The sequence below is a fragment of the Desulfosalsimonas sp. genome (assembly GCF_055149105.1).
Window position 1 is genome coordinate 18709 of sequence record NZ_JBSRLA010000013.1, and the last position, 17255, is coordinate 35963.

Here is a 17255-nt window from a genome sequence, read left to right on the forward strand (position 1 = left end):
GGAACTATCGGAGTTCTTCTGCTCTAAAGGCAATAATCAAGGTTTGATCCCATATCACCGGCAAGCATTTCTTCGATTACGTTTCTGTCCCGGGGCGGGGCAAAGTAGTAGCCCTGCCCGAAGGGGCAGTTCATGCCGCGGAGTTTTTCCAACTGGTCGATGTCCTCGATGCCTTCGGCCATGGCCTTGAGATTGAGCTTGGCGCACAGCTCCAGCATGGAGGCCACAATGTTGTAATTGGTCGGGTTGCCGTTGATGTTATCAATGAGAATCTTGTCGATTTTCACCAAATCGATGGAAAACTGATTCAGGTATTTCAAAGAGGAATAGCCGGTACCGAAATCATCAATGGAGATGGATATCCCAAGGGTCTTTAATTCATGAATGGTTTTAACCGCCCGCTCCATATCGTCAATAAACAGGCTTTCAGTGATCTCCAGGTTAATGTTTTCCAGCAGAAGCGCGGCGTCCCTGGCCATGGCCTGGATATCGGCCGCCAGATTGTTTTGCAGCATCTGCTTGACCGAAAGATTGACGCTCAGGCACAAATCTTTTGCTGATGCAAAGTTGGTCTTCCATGCAGCAAAATCGGCAAATGCCATTTCAAAAACTTTCCGGCCCAGAGGAATGATCAGCCCGGTTTCCTCTGCAATGGGAATAAAGCTGTTGGGCGGGATAATGCCCAACTCCGGGTGCCGCCACCGCACCAGGGCCTCCACCCCGTAGAGGCGGTTTGTGGCAAGATCCATCAGGGGCTGATACTGCACGAAAAACTCGCCCTTCTGAATGCCGGACTGCAGATGATTTTCCAGGACCAGACGGCGCTCAATCTCCCGGTCCTGAATCTGGTGAGCATAGATCACCTGGTTTCGGCCCTGGCGCTTGGCCTCATACATGCTCATGTCCGCCAGCCGGACCGCATCAGCGTGCTCCACCTGATTTTCACTGCTGATCAACACCCCCATGCTCAGGGTCATGACAACTTCATGACCGGCAACCCCCAGGGGGAGGCGGAACTGATCCAGGATGCGCCGGATGACAATATCGCAGCAATTCTGATCCTGGATGTCCTCAAGAAGGATCAGAAATTCGTCGCCCCCGAACCGGGCCACGGTATCAAGTTCGCGAACGCTTGAGGCAAGCCGCTGGCCCACCTTGACAAGCAAATCATCGCCCACGTTATGCCCCATGGTGTCATTGATGGACTTGAACCGATCCAGGTCGATAAAAACAATGGCATAGTTGTAATCCGGATACCGTTTCTTTTTCTTAATTGCCTGATTGAGCCGGTCCCGGAAAAGGATCCGGTTGGGCAGCCGGGTGAGCGGGTCATGAAACGCCTGAAACTGAAGCTGTTTTTCCGCCTCCTTGATGGGCGTGATATCGGCAAATGAGACAATGTATTGGTTTTCAAGACCCAGGGGCGAAATTTTGAGAAAAACGGTCTTTTGCTCCTGGTTCCGATTTTCAAACCTGTATTCCGGTGCAGCGTCTGAATGATCTTTTTCAGCGGTTTCCAGAATCCTGGCAAAACCGGTGCGGCCTTCGCAGGCCAGAAACTCGGCAATGTTGCGCCTGCCTGAAAGCGCTTCCCGCTCCCACCCCGAGAAAGCCGCAAACTGGCTGTTAACATGAACAATGGTTCCCTTCTGGTCAACCACGATGGTGGGATTGCCGGTATTTTCAAATGTATTTCGGTAAAGGACTTCAGACTTGGACACCTGGAGGTTTTTTTCCACCAGTTCTTCGTTTTTCTGCCGGATCAGTTGATAGAGCTCAAAGTTTTCCAGGGCATATCCCGTGGCCTTGATAATAATCGTGGTGATCTTGTCCACAATGCCTTTTTCCAGGACGCCGGTTTTGACAAAACAGAAAAAAACACCATAAATTTTCGAGGTGGTGGCAGCGGCATGGATCAATACCTTGTATTCGCCGTCATGGCTGCGGACGGTCTGGGTCCGTTTTTCCCGAAACGCCAGGGCCACAACCCCCCGGTCAATCAGATCCTCCACTGTCCGGTCGACGTAATCCGCCCGGCCCGGATCATCGAGATGTTCCAGAGCAATATCAAAGTGGGTTTCGTTAACCGCATAAAAGGCATAAAACTCTATGGCCACCATCTGCCGCAAGCCCTGCAATGAGCGTTCAATTATATCCTTGCGGTTTTTGAACTTGGTCACAGAGGTCTGATAGTCGCCCAGGGAAGCGCAAAGTTCCAGCGCCTCCATGGCATTTCTGGAAATGGCTTCAAGCCGCTCACCAGCGGTCAAATCCATGGCCTTATTCAATTCGTCCATAAATAATCTCAAATATGTCAGCGAGTTGAAAATCAATTTCATGGGCCATGGTATGCAGGATCTCAGGATCAAGATTCAGATTCTCAGATACCTCCGGTTCCATGACAGGGACAAAAAACTCGCCGCTGTTTCCGATTTCCAGGGCATTGACAATAATATCGGCCAGATTGACAATGGCGGCTTCAAAAAAGGAATTCTGGGTTGCGGGAAAATGATGGTACTGGATCATGTTGACCAGCCGGTCCGGAAGGTTCCAGTGCCGCGCAAGGGCTGCGCCGATATGGGAATGATCCGAGCCGAAAACCTCTTCTTCGGCTGTAAAAAGAAACAGCTCCTCGCGTTTTACCTGTCTGAATATCTGAAAATACTGCTCCGGCAGGTTCTGGACCAGAATCAGGCGGCCGATGTCATGGAGAAGTCCGGCCACAAAAAACCGCTCCGCCTCGATGCGCTGGGGAAAGTAGCTGGATACCAGCCGTGCTGCGGTTCCGCAGGCAATGCTGTGCTCCCAGAAAGAGGCCATGTTAATGAGCCGGGAAGGAATGTTTTTAAACAGCGAAACGGCTGAAACCCCGCTGACAATGGTCATCAGCTGGTTGGTCCCGACCAGTGCCAGGGCCCATGTCAGTGTATCCACTTTTTGACGAAGACTGTAGAAACTGCTGTTGACCAGCTGCAGCACCTTGGCCGAAAGGGTGGTATCCTTGCTCACAATGCCGGCAATGTCATCCAAAGAGGCATCCGGGTTATTGATGGCCGAAATGGTCTTGTAGTAAATATCCGGCAGAGTCCCCAGGCGCAGGGTTCTGTGGATCAGACTTTCCACGTTGACCTTCTGCGGGCGTGCGCGCACAGGCTTTCTTCCTGAATCCGGCCGGTCCTGCAGGTGCTTGTATCCGGCCCCGGCATTTGGGTTGTTAAACAGCCGCCGGGCTTTTCGATCCACGCTGAGCTGAAACAAGCCAGCCACAAAGGGATCATTTAAATCATTGAACTGAAACCGGTACCGGACAACATCTTCCGCCTTCTTCCGGATTTCCTCCGGTACATGCGGGTCAGCTCCCGGTTGGGAGCCGGAAGCCTCATCCGGAAGGCGCACATGCACATCGCCCACCCCCCAGATCTTAAAAATCCGGATGAGTTTGTCATTGACCTTCTGCCCCGAAGGCGCAAGCAGCCGGCCGGCCGCATCCTTGACGTCCCGGGCGAGGATCATTCCCGGCACCAGTTTATGAGCGCTTGTTTTTTCCATCTTTGGAAGAACAATCATCCTTTTTGGCGTTCAACAGCTCGTAGCCTTCATTTATCAGGGCCATGGCGCGTTTGTCGCCGCCTTTGTCCGGGTGGAACTTTTTGGCCATACACCGGCGTTTCCATCCCAGGTCCGCGGCTTCATCAATAACCGAATCGAGGTTGTAGAGATTTTTAAATGCTGCCGCCTTTTCATGATAGCCCATGTATTGGACCTGCTGAAAAAAAGTGGGCGGCAGACTTTCAATATACCGGGCAAAGCGCCGCTTGCTGATTTCTTCCCGCAGAGACTGGCTGGTCACATACCGGACCACAAATTCCAGAATGCTGCGCTTGTCAAACCGGCTGAAACGGCCCAGGGCCTCGAACTGTTCCATGGTATCGGCATCCTGTATCCAAAGGATGCAGCAATCCCGGCTGGCCGCGCTCCAGGTGACCCTGAAGTTATAGTTGTCTATGGCGATCTCGGTCAGGATCTCGTCATCAGGGCAATTCATTGCTTACCTTCCGGTAGCCTGCTGGGTTGATTCATTCCGGGACCGATTCAAGCGCCCAGAACATCAAGCAGGGGTGATTGAGCGGCCCGGGTTTCGATCAGGTGAATCATTTTTACCAGATCCTCCGGGTCCAGGTCAATTTCTTCTTCAATTTCAGGTGCCTGATTAATCTTGTAATTCCCCCCCTGCCCCAGCCCCCCGGCATTGACCACCCTGTCAGACAACCCGCAGACCTGAACCAGCTCCCTGTATCTTTCCTCTGCCATAGATGGATCATGATGCCACCGGATCACTGAAATCAGGCTTTGGGCCAGATTCCATTTCCGGGCCAGCCAAGCCCCGGCCTGGCAATGATCGGCTCCCATGACCCGGTGCTCTGCCACAGACAGGCAAATTCCCTCTTTTTTACTGATTTCAATGGCTTCGGAAAACTGATCATGAAAATGCTGCTCAAAAACGATCTTTCCCATGTCATGGAGCAAACCGCACACATGAAGTACATCCGGGGCAATGTGTACCCTTGCAAACTGTGGAATCCAGGTGCACAAAACTTCTGCGGCAATGCCGGCGGCAATGCAGTGCCGCCAGAACCCTGCCCGATCCAGGGCCGGCCTGCTGCCCGGAGCAAAGGTGGAAAATACCGCAGCAGACATGGCAATGTTGCTCACCGCCCGGAAACCCAGCCGGACAATGGCCGGGCGAAGGGAAACGGTTTCCTCCACGCCGAGATACATGGAGGAATTGACCACTTTCATGATACGGGCCGTGATGGCCGGATCATCCTCGATAATGGCCGCGATCTGGCCGGCATCGACTTCCGGATCCTGCAGCGCGGTGCCCAGGTTCTCGATGACCGCCGGCAGAGTCGGCAGATTCCGGATGGATTCGAGCCGCTTGATCAATTGACGCTGCATGGGGTTATTCCATTTCGTATTGTCGTGCCGGTTTGGTTTATTCAAAAACGTCTGATTCAGTTTTTTTCATTAACACACTGAATGATTTTTTCCGGAATCCGGCTCAAAGGCAGCACGGTTTCAGCCGCCCCCAGAGCAATGGCCTCCTTGGGCATGCCGAACACCACGCAGCTCTGCTCGTCCTGAGCAATGGTGCGGGCAGAACTGTTGCGCATCTCCAGCAGACCGGACGCGCCGTCCTTGCCCATACCGGTCAAAATCACACCCAATGCGTTTCTGCCAGCCGCCCGGGCCACTGATTTAAACAAAACTTCAACGCTTGGCCGATGTCCGCATACCAGCGGCCCGCTGCGGGTCTGCACATAAAACCGTGCACCGCTGCGCTGCAAAAGCAGATGATAATTGCCCGGGGCAATCAGGGCCGTACCCGGCAGCACCGAATCGTTGTTTTTGGCCTCGCGCACCTCCACTGCGCACAGCTGATTTAACCGCTGGGCAAGGGAAGCGGTGAACTGCTCCGGCATGTGCTGGACGATCACGATGCCCGGAGCGTTTCCGGGCATGCGGGTCAAGACTTCCTGAATAGCCTGAGTCCCGCCGGTGGAGGCACCAATGGCAATCACCGTGTCAGTCATTTTTGCCTGGGTGATCCGAATCTGGGGGCGGCCGGCACCAGCCTCGGCATGGCGGACCCCGGTATTTTTCACTTCTGCCCGGGCCGCTGCCCGAATTTTTTCGATCAGGGCCTCGGACATATTGTTGACCGAAAGGGCCGATCCCGGCTTGCACATCACATCCACAGCCCCGGCATTCATGGCCTCCACTGCCAGTTCCCCCCCCTGGGGGGTCAGCGAGGAAACAATGATAACCGGGATGGGCAAATGCTTCATGAGTTTTTTCAAAAAGGAAAGACCGTCCATGCGCGGCATTTCCATGTCCAGCAGCACCACATCCGGCCGCAATTCCACGATCTTGTCCCTTGCCACGTAAGGATCCGGGGCCGTTGCCACCACGTCAATATCTTCAGCCCGGGACAGTTCCCGGGACAGGACCTGGCGAACAATGGCCGAGTCATCCACGATAATTACCCTGATCATATTGGTTTATCCGCAAACATTACAGTTTTTGTTTAAGTCCGCTTACGCGTCCAGGAACAGCCGAACCAGCATGGGCGATTCATCCACCCGCAGAAACAAATGACGGCCGCCTGCTGCCAGCTCGTTCCATTCCGGTTCCGACAGGGTTCGGGTCTCGGGAATGGACAAGTCAAAGACTTCGTCCGTACCGAATTTTTCCGCCAGCAGATAGCCGCAGGCCACATTCAAGACCTCTGTAATTGCCTGTTCCGCCGCATCATCAGGAAGCTCCTCGCGACCTGTGCCCAGAATATTCTCCGCCAGTTCCTCGCAAAGATCCTCGGGTGCCGCGGCTTCCAGCCGACCCTGATGATCCCGTCCGGAAAACGAAATCTGCGCAAGCAGACACGGGCAACACTCCGAGTCCGGCTCGGGCGGGTCGTCATCGGCATCCACGAACATGAAGGCAAAGTCCTCAAACACCGAGGAAAACACCTGCAGCAGCATTGCGCTGTCATTGGTATCCATAGTTTACGCTCCGATATTAGCGGTTATTGCAGCAATTCCTTGACCACCCGGGCAAATTCCTCGGGCACAAAAGGCTTTTGCAGATACGCCCTGATTCCCATGGATTTGAGATGGTCGATTCTATCCCGGCTCCGCTCCGTGGAAATCACCACCACCGGAATGGTGGTGAGCAAGTCCTTTTTGTTCATTTCCTCGATCATCTCGATGCCGTTCATCACAGGCATGTTGATATCTGCAAAAACAATATCAATCCAGTTTTCATCGAGCTGCTCCAGGGCCTGTTTGCCGTTTTCGGCATAGTAATACCCGGAGATATCCAGATCCGATATGCCCAGGGTCTTGGCCACCATCTTCCGGATGATCACGGAATTGTCGACAATCAGCACATTATAGCCCATACTGTTGACTCTCTGGTTTGTTACGTTAAAATGTTTTCCAGCTCCCGCATTTTATCAAGGGTCTTGCTGGCGGTATATTCCAGATGATGCTTTTTCAAACCCAGCGCTCTGACCGGTTCGGCAGATACGCTGAATTGCAAACCGTAAATGCCCGTGCCGACCCCTTCTGAAAGGGCGAGCATATCTCCCAGATGAACCAGGTAAACAAGGGAGTGATTCTCTTCTGCCTCGTTCGGGGCGTGATGCCAGCGCACGGCCGCAGCCATTCCCGCTCCCAGATTCCATCGCTCCAGGATGCGGGCGCCGGCCTCGGCATGATCCATGCCCAGGACCTCTTTTTCGGCCTGATCAAAGGCCATGGACTGCTCGTCCATGACCCGCCCGAAACGCTCGTGCTGCTCTGCGATAAAGGGATCGAGCAGAAGCAGGCCAATATCGTGGAGCAGCCCTGCGGTAAAGACCGTGTCCACATCTTTCATGCCCAAAAGCGCAGCCAGTTCCTGGGCGGCCACGGCCGTCCAGATGGAGTGCCGAAGCAGTTCATTGGCTTCCAGGCCGTATCCGGGCAGGGCCGGCACCAGGCGCCCGGATACGTTGAGGGAAAGCACCAGCTCAAAAATCCGGCGGGTGCCCAGCCGCACCAGGGCCGCCTGAAGAGAGGCCACCTCCTGTACTGCGCCGAAATAGACCGAGTTGGCCAGTTTGAGCACGTTGGCGGTCAGGCCGGGATCATACTGAATGGTGTCGCGGATGACTTTAAAGTCCACGTCCGGATCTTCGAGATACCCCAAAAGACGCTGACACAGGGGCGGCATCTCGGCAAAATGGTCGATGTGCTGCTCGATTTGGTCACGGAAGGTCATAATGGGTTATCCTGCCTCCTGATTTGATGGTAAACCGGCCAGTGCCCACATCCAGGCTGATGGTTCGGGAGCGGTTGCCCCCCACTTCCTGGGTTTCCATGAGCAGCCCGTTTTTCCAGAGAATTTTCCTGAGCACCGTGAAATTGCGCTCCCCGATCTTAAACACCCCCTGGCTGTCGAGCACCTGGGAGCCGCCGGCAACATGGATCACCGCCCGGGCTTTTCGCAGCCCGCCTTCATAAAGCCGGGTGAGCATCTGCTGCATGCCCGTATCCACGAACATATACGGCCTCACCTGGGCCTTTTCCCGGTCCACCTTGGATAAAGGCAGCATACAGTGAATCATCCCGCCCAGCCCGATGACCGGATCATATATGGCCACACCGACACACGAACCCAGGGAATAGGTGATCAGGGTATCGCCGGGATTTTTTGAAATCCGCATATCTGCTATGTCAACAATGATTTGCGCCATTTTCTTTCCCGGTTATTGTTTAATATAAACAGAAGGCCGCACAGAGCGAAACCCGCCCAACAGGCCGGAAAGGCTTTCGGCATGGCCCACCATCAGGTATCCGCCCGGCTTGAGCAGCCGGTGCATCTCATCGAGCAGGCGCTGGCGCACCGCATTGTCAAAATATATCATCACATTGCGGCAGAAGATCACGTCCAGGGGCCCGCGCATGGGAAACGGTGGAGTCGACAGGTTGAGCCAGGAAAAGGTGATCATGTTTTTGATCTCATCTCTGACCCGAAAGATCCGGTCGTCTCCCTTGCCGCCCATGGGCGTGAAATACCTGCTTGCCAGCTTCTTTGAAATCTTCTGCAGTTTTTTGGAGCTGTATTCCCCTTTGCGCGCGGTTTCCAGCACAGTGGTGGAAATATCCGTGCCCAGAATCTTGACATCCCGCAGATCATCGAGTGCCTCGGCCAGGGTCAGGGCGATGGTGTAGGGTTCCTCTCCCGTGGAGGCCGCCGCACACCAAACCCTGAACTTTCGCTGACCTTCCGAATGCCATTTTTTAACCACCGACTCGAGCACCTCGAAATGATCCGGCTCGCGGTAGAAAAACGTGACATTCGTGGAAATGGCATCCAGCAGTTGGCTGAGTTCGGCCCGGGATTCGTCTTCCTGGACATAGCGGTAATAATCTTCAAAATCATTGATTCTGAGTTTTCTCATCCGCTTGCCCAGCCGGGCCGAAACCAGCGCCTGCTTGTGCTCTGCCAGGTGAATACCGGCCTCATTGTAGATCAGTTCCGAAAATTGACGAAACGTTTTTTCATTTAAAGAACCGTACCCGTTCATCCGGAAATCCTTATCTGTTTAGAAATCCTTGAAATCATCCTCATCCAGGGGGATGACTTCCTCCGGCCGTTTTTTCGCCTGCCGGGCAGAAGAAGCCTGGGCCGGTTTTTTGCCAGGCCGGCCTTCAACAGCCTTTTGCTTTGTCTGCTGACCCGGCTGCCTGTTGTTCTGTACCTGTTTCCGATCCTGCTGACTCCGGGATTGCCCGGCACTTGCCTGTCTGCCCGAAGAAGCGCCCCGGGAAATTTGCTTTGCAGAACCCGATTCCCGGTGCACCATTGCATGGCCGTTTTCCGCCTGGCCATGGATCAGCCGGTTTAACCGGATCACCACTTCCTCGAGCTCACTGGCCTGGGCGGTGAGCTCTTCTGAGGCCGAAGCGGTTTCCTCGGCATTGGAAGCGTTTTGCTGAACCACCTTGTCCATTTCCGAAACACCGCCATTGACCTGGTCAATGCCCTGGGACTGCTCCTCAGAAGCAGAAGCCACTTCCCCGGCCATGGCCATGACTTTCTGGGCGATCTGGTTGGTGCTGTTCAAAGCCTCGGAAATCTCCTTGTACACCGCAGATGTCTCGTGGATCTTGGTCTGGGAATTTTCAATCAACTCCTGGGTGGTCTTGGCGGCCTCGGCGCTTCTGCCGGCAAGATTGCGCACTTCCTCTGCCACCACGGCAAATCCCTTGCCCGCCTCGCCGGCCCGGGCGGCCTCAACAGCGGCATTTAACGCCAGCAGATTGGTCTGAAAAGCAATGTCATCGATGGTCTTGATGATCTTGGCGCTTTCCTCGCTGAGCTTGACGTTTTCCTTGAGATTGCCGTCCATGACCGCCATTTTCTCTTCCATGAGCTGAAAACTGGGACCTGCCTCGTTTTTCATCATGTTGTCCATGGATTTGCTGTTTTCCATGTTCATCTTGGTCTGGGAGGCGATCTCCTCCAAAGACGCCGAGGTCTGCTCCAGGCTGGAGGCCTGTTCGCTGGCCCCTTCTGCCAGGGACTGACTCGACGACGATACCTGGGAGGAAGCCGATGCCACCTGCTCGGAATTACGGGTCAGGCTTTCGGTCATTGTCTGGAGGGGGTTGGCAATGGAGCGGGCGAGGAAAAATACAATCACCAGGGTCGCGGCAATAACCCCGCCGGCCAGGCCCAGGTTGATGTAGCTTAACTGGCGCACAGGGGCCATGAGCTCATGCTGGCTGGCGGAAGCCGCCACGGTCCAGCCGGTGACCGGCTCGCTGTCAAAACTGACAATTTTCTCCGTATCATCGTAGCTATATTCCATGAGGCCGTTGCCCTGCTGCAGCATCCGGGCGCCAAAATCAAGATCCTTCATGTTGGTTTTCATGATCTGGCTGCGGTCCGGGTGGGCCAGCACATCGCCGTCATCATCATAGACAAAGGCATAGCCCTGCTCTCCGACCTTGATGGGATCAATAAACTGGGAGGCAAACGCCTCGATTCGGACTGTGGCCAGCAAGACGCCCTGGACCTCTTCCTGCATGACAACAGGAGCAGAAATCACAAATACCGGCTCTCCGGTGGCCCGGCTCACAATCGCCTCTGAGATGGTTTCCTGTCCCTGCATGGAAGTTTTAAAGTAATCCCGGTCGCCCACATTGAGATTGCCCACTGAATCCGGGTCCGATGCAGCAATCAGGTCCCCGCTTTTGTCCGCCAGAAAAATATTGGCGTAATATTCATAGGCGCCCTGGAGATGGGCCATGCGTTCGTTGGCCGTCTTGCGGGCCGCCTGCCCCATAAGCCCCTGGGTCATGGCCTTGGGGTAAAGCTCCTCTGTACTCCAGGAGCTGATATCCAGCTTGCGGTCCTGGACCCAGCCACTCAGGGTCTGGATGCTGGAGGTGGTGATCTGCTCCAGCTGCCGGTTGAGTTCCGTTTCCACGGCGTTTTTGGACTGCACATAGGATACCAGTGTGGACACGCCCATACCCAGAACAACAAGGGCCAGAACGGGCAATAAAATTTTGTTTTTCAAACTCAGTTTCATTTTTTTCCCTCTTTCTTCTTCTGGTTCAGCCGGTGCTCTTGGCCAGGGCTTCCATTTCGTTTTCAGACATGATCTTGTCGATATCCAGCAGAATCTTGACCGCACTTTCGGTCTTGGCCATGCCCATGATAAACGAGGTCTCCACCCGGGTGCCGAAACCCGGGGCCGGCTCGATTTCCGCTGCGGCAATTTCCAGCACCTCTGATACCTCGTCGACCACAATACCCATGGTCACGTTGATATCGGCCTTGGCCACCTGCACCACAATAATACAGGTCTTGCGCGAAACCTCGGCGGCCTCCATGCCGAAGCGCAGGCGCAGGTCAATGACCGGGATCACCTTGCCCCGCAGGTTGATCACGCCTTTGACGTATTCGGGCGTGCGCGGAATCCGGGTAATGGACTGCATGCCGATGATCTCCTGAACTTTTAAAATCTCGATGCCGTAGGATTCGTCGCCCAGCAAAAATGTCAGGTATTTTCCGGCCAGATTCGCCAGGCTTTCATTGGTTTCATTTGTTTTTTGAGCGGTTTGCGTCATTTTTTCCTCTCCTGCGGTTATGCTTGTTTTTTATTGAATTGCCTGCCCACGGTTATTTTTTATTTTTTTATGCCGTGGCCAGCTTGACCAGGCCGTTGACGTCCACGATCAGCCCCGGGGTGCCGTCGGGCATGATGCTGGCCCCGGCAATGCCGTCCACGTGCTTGAGACCCTGGCCCAGGTTCTTGATAACGGTCTGGTTCTGGCCCAGCAGTTCATCAACCAAAAGGGCGATCTGCCGGCCCGCATCCTCGAGCACCACAACCAGGGCCTGTGTGGGATCGGACTGGGCATCATGGATGTCAAACATGGTGGCCAGCCGGAACAGGGGCAGCAGGCGCTGACGGAAGGGCACGGTCTCACCCTTGCCCGACACCGTGGTGATCATCTCCCGGGTGGGCTGGAAGGATTCGATAATGGACAAAAGCGGCAGAATATAGCGCTCTGATCCCGCACGCACGATCATGCCATCAATAATGGCCATGGTCAGGGGCAGAACCAGGGTAAAGGTGCTGCCCACGCCCTTTTGCGACCGGATGCGCACATTGCCGCGCATACTTTCGATATTGCTTTTGACAACATCCATGCCCACACCCCGGCCCGAAACGTCTGTGATCTGCTTTGCAGTGGAAAACCCGGGCTCAAAGATCAGGGCAAAGATTTCCTCGTCGGTCATTGTCTCATCGCTTGTGATCAGACCGCGCTCTTTGGCCTTGGCGGAAATGGCCTCCCGGTCCAGACCCCGGCCGTCATCAGTGATATCAATATGGATATTGCCGCCCTGGTGATAGGCCTTTAACACAATGGTGCCCGTGGCGGGCTTGCCCGCGGCCACCCGGTCGTCTGCCGTGGGCTCGATGCCGTGGTCCACCGCGTTTCGAATCATATGCACCAAAGGATCGCCGAGCTTTTCCACCATGCCCTTGTCCAGCTCGGTTTCCCGGCCCTCCATGGTCAGCTCGATCTTTTTGCCGGATTTTTTGGCCAGATCCCGCACCAGGCGGCCCATTTTGCGAAAGGTATTGTCAATGGGAATCAGACGCATGGACATGCCGATGTCCTGGAGACTGCGGGTGATCTTTTTTAACTGGGCAAGGTTTCTTTCCAGTTCCCGGGCCTCGGTTCGGCGTTCGCCGGCCTCCTGGCTGACAATGGATTCCACGATCACCAGCTCGCCGATGGTTTCCAGCAGCAGATCGATGCGGTCGGCATCAATTTTCATGGTCTGGCGCACGGTTTTGCCGGCATAGGCCGAAGCACCTCCGGCAGCCGCAGCCTCAGCGGCCGGCTGCGCAGCTTCGGCACCGGTATCCGGCAGAGGATCTGCGGCCGCAGGCGCGGGATTTTTATTTTCCTGCGGTGCGGCCTCAGGGGCTGGTTTGGCTTTAGGAGCGGCATCCCCGTTTCCCAGAGCAGCCTTGAGCTGGACAAACACGTCCGGCAGTTCAGGCGGGGGTGTGTACATCCCGTCTGCTCCCAGGGCGGCCTCCAGATCCTTATTCATTTTTTTCAGCAGATCCAGGGCGTTAAACGTGGCATCCACCACCTGGCCGTCAAAGGCGATGCGCTTTTTGCGCACCTCGTCAAGCAGGTTTTCCGCCTTGTGGGCCAGCGTGGACACCGGGGTGAGCCCGAGAAAGGAGGTTGTGCCCTTGATGGTGTGAAAGGCCCTGAAAATCGAGGCAATGGCCTCCTCGTTTTCCGGATCATTTTCCAGGGTCAGCAGGTTTTCGTCCGAAATCTCAAAATGCTCGTTTGCCTCTGAAATAAAATCCGCCGTGATTTCCGGATCCTCGATTTCCACTGCAGACATCAGCAAAGCCATTTCACTGTCTTGCCCGGCCTCGGCACAAGACGTCTGTGGCTCCGGCGCCTGCGGGGGTTCAGGGACATGATCGAATTCAGGTGCTGGTTCCGGTTCCGGCCCGGGATCAGAAGCGGATTTTGCCGCCTGATCTTTTTCCGCTGAGACCGGCGGTGAATGAATGGCTGTGTCCAGGGCCTCAAGCAGGTTGTCTGCAGAAACAATCTCCTGACCCTGTTTGAGCGCGGAAATGCTTTGCTCAAACCAGTCCTTGAACTCCAGGAGCAGGTCCGCCTGCAGGTGCTGCTCATCTTTTTGGATATAATCCTCCACCCGATGACATACCCGCTCAATGGGGTTTAATCCAAGAACGCCCGCCTCGCCCTTGGCCGTGTGCAAAAGGCGCTTTAATGCCTTTAAGACCTGGGCGTCTGCCTGGTGTTCAAATGAGAGCACCAGATCCTCGATCTCGGAGACCACGGTATCCTGCTGGGCCAGGTACTCGCCCAGGATTTCCTGGTCCACGGCAGAGGCCGGATTGGCCGCCTCGCCTGACGAAGCCATGGAAGTTTCATCTGCTTTTGCCCCGGCCTCGGGGGCAAAGCCTTTTGGAAAGGCCGGCTGGTCATCGGCCAGGTTGCGTTCAGAAATGTCCTGAAGTCCGGAAATCACCCCTTCCAGGGCCTCAACCGCGTCTCCGGACGGGGGTCTGCCCCCGGCAGCCATTTTTTCCAGCAGTTCGCCGGCACTCCGGGCTGCCCGGGAGGCACGGGGAAAGTCTTCACCCAGCGCCCCGGCAACTTCCGTAAACGCCCCTGCCAGATCCCCGGCTGCGGAGGCATCGGAGAGATCACCCATTACCAGCGCTTCTGCAGCCCTTTCCACAAATGGACCGATCTTTTCTTTTGCCGTTTGCATCTGATTTTTTGTCATGTGTTTTCCTGATTACAGATATTTCCGGTATTTGCTGCGAATCATATCCTTGTCCGCGGGCGTGACCAGAATATCACTGGCCCCGTATTTTCTGGCCTTGAGAACAAGGCTTTTGGTCCACTGGGGACCGCCCACGATCAAGGGGCAATTTTTTTTAAGAGCCGAACGCACCTTTATGGCCTTGGCCAGCCCCTGGTCGTTGACCCGGTTGATGAAAAGAAAAACGCAGTCGGGGTTTTCCCGGCTGAATTCCTGTTTAAAATCGCTGTCCATGGAATGCCTGGCCAGGGCCACATCCTCCTGGGCGATGCTTTCTTCCACGAGATTGAGCTGATCGGGATCATCGCCGATAACCGAAACGATTCGGGCGGACTTGTCTCCTGAACCAGACGGTTTGGCTGCAGAGGGCTGATTTTCAGCGGTTGTGTCGGGTTTTTGTCCCGGGCCTGTTTTTTGACCCTGGACCCCGGCATCCGCCTTTTTCTGCGCGGCCCCGGCGGCGGCTTTATCCTGTTTTGCCTTTGCCGCAGCCGTCTCTGCCGATGCCCCCGGCTCAGCCAGCCCCAGCAGTTTCGCCGGAAACAGCAGTTCCAGCGGGCCATAGGCCTTGTCCCCCATTTGGATGCCGGCCGATACCAGGTAATAATGGTCTGCGGAAAACGGCTCATTTCCGGACAAATCCGCCTGGGCCGGCACCAGGGTTTCCACCTGATCCTTCTGAAGCTTGAGATTAAAGGGCAGTTCCGCCTTGAACTGGTTGGAATAAGAACTGACCAGGATATTGGCGACCTCGCCAAAGGCGTCTGCCACCTCTCCTTCGAACTTGCCCTGCTTGATCACCTGAGTGATGGATTCCATGGGCATCATCAGCAGCAGGCCGCCAAAATAGATGGCGTCCTTGAGCGGCAGAAGCATGAATGCCCGGCCTTCATGGTCACCGGTAGCCCGGATCCGGGTGAGCACCTGCTTGCCGCGGGTCTGGGAAAGCAAGTTTGCCTTTTTTCGTGCCGCTGTTGTCGGCTCGGAAAAGGAGACGGAATCGCCGAGCAGGGCTTCGAGTTCCTCGGCTGCCGGCTCCAGGCCCTGCAGCAGCATCGCATCCACGGCCTCCTGGCTCATCAGTCCGCCGGATTCGCCTGCAGTTTCGGGTTCAGCTTCGGCTTCGGGCTGCGGCTCAGGCTTAGGACCGGCTGCTGCGGGTTTTTCCCCGGGGCCGGAGGGTTCGGGCGCATCCGCACCTTGATCTGCCGGTCTGTCAGCGGCTATTTCAGCCGCCTGGGCGGCTTGGGCGGTTTCTTCAGCCGGCTCGGCCACCAGGCTGTGCGGGAAAAAAAACTGAACCCCGCCCAGGGATTTTTCCTTGCGCATGATTTTGCCGAAAAAAACGCTCTGGGCCTCATCTGCCAGTGGCAGTCCCTTGTCCTTGGGACCCAGCACGGAAATGTCGCCCTTGATAAAATGAAGCTTTTTGCCGGAAACCGAATCCTGCCAGACCGAATTGATCACGCCGGTAATGATATTGGCGATCTCGGAAAACGCATCCTCGAGTTCGCCGTCGAGCTTTGCCTGCTTCTGGCTGGCCCGGATTTCGTCGGCCGGCAGCATGATAAGCTTTCCGGCCAGCTCAATGGCCGCGTCCAGATCCATTAACAAATGCACCCGGTCAACGTCCTCGCCCTTGGCCCGGAAACCGGCCAGGGCGGCCTTTTTCTTCGGCCGGACAAAGACCTCCTGCAACGTCCCCCGGGATACGGCCGGCTCGCCTGTTTCCAGGGGGTCGCCGATCAGGTCGCCCACTTCCTGGAGGCTGTTTTCAAGAAGCTCCGGATGCATCTGTTCTATGGGATTATCCCCGCTCATTACAAATCCGCTTTTCCCGTAATCATATTAAAATACTTATTGTTTCTTGATTTCCAGGCCCACCAGAAAATCGCCGTGGGACACGGTAAAGGGCACAATCACCCAGTCGGCCTTGTTGACCACGGTCAGGGTGTATTCCTCGCCGTGGACCACTGACGGCAGGGAAAGTTCCACCTTGCCGTTTTCAGAAGAGATAAACGGTTTCAGGGAACCGGCCAGCATGTTGGCCAGCTCGCCCATGGCATCCTCCACGTCCTCGTTGATGCTTTCAACCTCCATACCCAGAAAATCCTGGGTCAGCCCCCGGGCCACTGCATCCGGGGCATGAAGGGTCAGGTTGCCCTGCTTGAACCCCGCAAAGCCCACCATGGCGCTCAGGGAACACTGAAACCGCGATTTGTGCTCGGAAAGCGGCTCACCGGCCGTGACATCGACCATGATCATGGTCCCAAAGATTTCCTTGGTGACATCCACAATTTTTTCAGCAAAATCCATGATAAAAACAGCTCCTTGTCTGATGTTACAGCAGGGGACCGAGCACTTCGTTGACCTGATCGGGAGTAAAGGGTTTTTTCACGCATCCGGAGGCGCCAAGCGACATGGACTGGTCCACCATATCCTGGGACCCGCCCTCGGTTGTGACCATGACCACGGGGATGTCCTTGATGGAGGCGTCATTGGCCTTGTTTTTCAAAAACTCGATGCCGTCCATGTTGGGCATGTTGATATCCGACAAAATGATGTCCGGCTTTTCATTGGCCAAAAGATCCATGGCCTCCTGGCCGTCGCCGGCTTCCAGAACAGTGTCAAACTCCAGGCCCGCCTGCCGCAGGGACCGGTTGACGATTTTTCTCATGGTGCTGGAATCATCCACAATTAAAATAATTTTTCCCATCTGCTTTCTCCTCTTTTTCCTATTGGTTAAAACCCCGAATGACTGTCAATTATTTGACCTGATTGAAATCGCAATA

16 protein-coding genes are annotated in these 17255 nt (G+C 55.3%); all 16 read right to left on the reverse strand.

Features of this window, described 5'->3' with window-relative positions:
* Nucleotides 1-23 precede the first annotated feature (23 nt).
* The 16 genes from ACTCIA_RS04790 to ACTCIA_RS04865 all read right to left on the reverse strand — a co-directional run bounded on the left by ACTCIA_RS04790 (nucleotide 24) and on the right by ACTCIA_RS04865 (nucleotide 17179).
* Nucleotides 24-2297 carry a putative bifunctional diguanylate cyclase/phosphodiesterase gene (locus tag ACTCIA_RS04790; protein WP_463000658.1) on the reverse strand — a complete coding sequence of 758 codons (2274 nt, stop codon included), beginning with the start codon at nucleotides 2295-2297 and terminating at the stop codon, nucleotides 24-26.
* Nucleotides 2281-3513, reverse strand: a complete 1233-nt coding sequence (locus ACTCIA_RS04795; RefSeq protein WP_463000659.1) for an HDOD domain-containing protein — start codon at nucleotides 3511-3513, stop codon at nucleotides 2281-2283. The genes ACTCIA_RS04790 and ACTCIA_RS04795 overlap by 17 nt, the downstream gene beginning before the upstream one ends.
* Before the next feature lie 13 nt (nucleotides 3514-3526).
* On the reverse strand, nucleotides 3527-4045 hold the full coding sequence (locus tag ACTCIA_RS04800; RefSeq protein ID WP_463000660.1) for a hypothetical protein: 519 nt from the start codon (nucleotides 4043-4045) through the stop codon (nucleotides 3527-3529).
* 47 nt (nucleotides 4046-4092) lie between these two features.
* Nucleotides 4093-4959 (reverse strand): HDOD domain-containing protein, encoded by an 867-nt coding sequence (locus ACTCIA_RS04805; protein WP_463000661.1) that lies wholly within the window; start codon nucleotides 4957-4959, stop codon nucleotides 4093-4095.
* Between the two features lie 56 nt (nucleotides 4960-5015).
* Nucleotides 5016-6056 carry a protein-glutamate methylesterase/protein-glutamine glutaminase gene (locus ACTCIA_RS04810; RefSeq protein WP_463000662.1) on the reverse strand — a complete coding sequence of 347 codons (1041 nt, stop codon included), beginning with the start codon at nucleotides 6054-6056 and terminating at the stop codon, nucleotides 5016-5018.
* A 42-nt stretch (nucleotides 6057-6098) separates the two neighbouring features.
* Entirely contained in the window at nucleotides 6099-6563 is a 465-nt protein-coding gene (locus ACTCIA_RS04815) for a chemotaxis protein CheX (RefSeq protein ID WP_463000663.1), read from the reverse strand.
* A 23-nt stretch (nucleotides 6564-6586) separates the two neighbouring features.
* Nucleotides 6587-6961 (reverse strand): response regulator, encoded by a 375-nt coding sequence (locus ACTCIA_RS04820; RefSeq protein WP_463000664.1) that lies wholly within the window; start codon nucleotides 6959-6961, stop codon nucleotides 6587-6589.
* Nucleotides 6962-6981: 20 nt separating this feature from the next.
* On the reverse strand, nucleotides 6982-7824 hold the full coding sequence (locus tag ACTCIA_RS04825; protein ID WP_463000665.1) for an HDOD domain-containing protein: 843 nt from the start codon (nucleotides 7822-7824) through the stop codon (nucleotides 6982-6984).
* A complete protein-coding gene (locus ACTCIA_RS04830) occupies nucleotides 7811-8299 on the reverse strand; it encodes a chemotaxis protein CheD (protein ID WP_463000666.1) in 489 nt (162 codons plus the stop codon). Before ACTCIA_RS04830 ends, ACTCIA_RS04825 begins: the two co-directional genes overlap by 14 nt.
* Before the next feature lie 12 nt (nucleotides 8300-8311).
* Complete coding sequence (locus ACTCIA_RS04835; protein WP_463000667.1) at nucleotides 8312-9133, reverse strand: CheR family methyltransferase; 822 nt, start codon at nucleotides 9131-9133, stop codon at nucleotides 8312-8314.
* Nucleotides 9134-9151: 18 nt separating this feature from the next.
* Nucleotides 9152-11146, reverse strand: coding sequence for a methyl-accepting chemotaxis protein (locus tag ACTCIA_RS04840; protein ID WP_463000668.1), 1995 nt, complete (start codon nucleotides 11144-11146; stop codon nucleotides 9152-9154).
* Nucleotides 11147-11171: 25 nt separating this feature from the next.
* Nucleotides 11172-11687, reverse strand: a complete 516-nt coding sequence (locus tag ACTCIA_RS04845; RefSeq protein ID WP_463000669.1) for a chemotaxis protein CheW — start codon at nucleotides 11685-11687, stop codon at nucleotides 11172-11174.
* Nucleotides 11688-11754: 67 nt separating this feature from the next.
* Complete coding sequence (locus tag ACTCIA_RS04850; protein WP_463000670.1) at nucleotides 11755-14424, reverse strand: Hpt domain-containing protein; 2670 nt, start codon at nucleotides 14422-14424, stop codon at nucleotides 11755-11757.
* 12 nt (nucleotides 14425-14436) lie between these two features.
* Entirely contained in the window at nucleotides 14437-16284 is a 1848-nt protein-coding gene (locus ACTCIA_RS04855; protein WP_463000671.1) for a hypothetical protein, read from the reverse strand.
* Between the two features lie 36 nt (nucleotides 16285-16320).
* Nucleotides 16321-16779: a chemotaxis protein CheX gene (locus tag ACTCIA_RS04860; RefSeq protein WP_463000672.1), complete on the reverse strand. Its 459-nt coding sequence runs from the start codon at nucleotides 16777-16779 to the stop codon at nucleotides 16321-16323.
* Between the two features lie 25 nt (nucleotides 16780-16804).
* Nucleotides 16805-17179, reverse strand: a complete 375-nt coding sequence (locus ACTCIA_RS04865; protein ID WP_463000673.1) for a response regulator — start codon at nucleotides 17177-17179, stop codon at nucleotides 16805-16807.
* Between the last annotated feature and the right edge of the window lie 76 nt (nucleotides 17180-17255).